We start from the raw sequence: 890 nt of genomic DNA, 5'->3' as shown, positions 1-890 counted from the left end.
ACTCACCTTGCCTAACGCCGCGTTAAGTGGTGAGCAACGCTAAACACCTATGCCGCGACAAACCACTTAAAACGGAAAAACTGAATTTACACTAAAACCGCCAAGCGTTGCGAATCCATCTTAAATGCTTTGTTAGTTTACTTTTCACACCAATCGCACGATTTAATTAAATTGCACATTTGGCTCGATACCCTATAATATTACTGCACTTACAGACTTGGAGCTTAACCATGTACACATTAACAGCAAATGATGCCAAACGTAATTTCGGTGAACTGCTTCTAAACGCTCAACGTGAGCCAGTTAAAATTAGTAAAAATAATAAAGATGCCGTTGTTGTGATGTCGATTAGAGACTATGAAGAACTTGAAGTCATGAAAGCAGATTACATAAAACATTGTTTTGAGTCCGCAAAAGCAGACTTAGCCCAAGGCAATATAGTTGACGGTGAAAATTTCCTAAACGCGTTGTAAGTAAAGTATGCACAAGAGTAAATATAAACTAAGTAAATTAGCACAGGCTCATTTACATAAAATCAAAAATTATACCGTTACAAACTTTTCCGAGATGCAGTGGAACGCATACAAAGATACTCTTCTTACTGGGTTTCAGATGCTCGCAGATAACCCAGCGGTAGGCAGAAGCTGCAACGATTTATATCAAAATGGTTTTTACTTCCCTATAGGCAAGCATACGGCTTACTTTACCAAGGAAGACAGCTTTATTTTGGTCGTTGCAGTCCTTGGACAATCGCAATTGCCACAAAACCATCTGCGATAATTATCACACCCTAGCGTATTGAGTTAGGGTGCAATTTTGATTGGTAAACTAACGCCCGGCTAAGGGGTTGACAACGCACCGCCGAACTCAAAAAACACACTTAAACACTG

At 39.7% G+C, this 890-nt stretch carries 2 protein-coding genes; both read left to right on the top strand.

Going from position 1 to position 890, the window contains the following annotated elements; genetic code table 11:
- The first annotated feature begins 230 nt into the window (after nucleotides 1-230).
- The gene (locus DD616_RS17225; protein ID WP_017045808.1) at nucleotides 231-473 is read left to right on the top strand and encodes a type II toxin-antitoxin system Phd/YefM family antitoxin; all 243 of its coding nucleotides are present in this window, start codon (nucleotides 231-233) and stop codon (nucleotides 471-473) included.
- 7 nt (nucleotides 474-480) lie between these two features.
- The gene (locus DD616_RS17220) at nucleotides 481-780 is read left to right on the top strand and encodes a type II toxin-antitoxin system RelE/ParE family toxin (RefSeq protein ID WP_017049509.1); all 300 of its coding nucleotides are present in this window, start codon (nucleotides 481-483) and stop codon (nucleotides 778-780) included.
- The last annotated feature ends 110 nt before the right edge of the window (nucleotides 781-890 follow it).

The organism is Vibrio anguillarum (genome assembly GCF_003390515.1).
Lineage (GTDB): Bacteria > Pseudomonadota > Gammaproteobacteria > Enterobacterales > Vibrionaceae > Vibrio > Vibrio anguillarum.
This window is presented reverse-complemented; position numbering and strand designations above follow the sequence as displayed.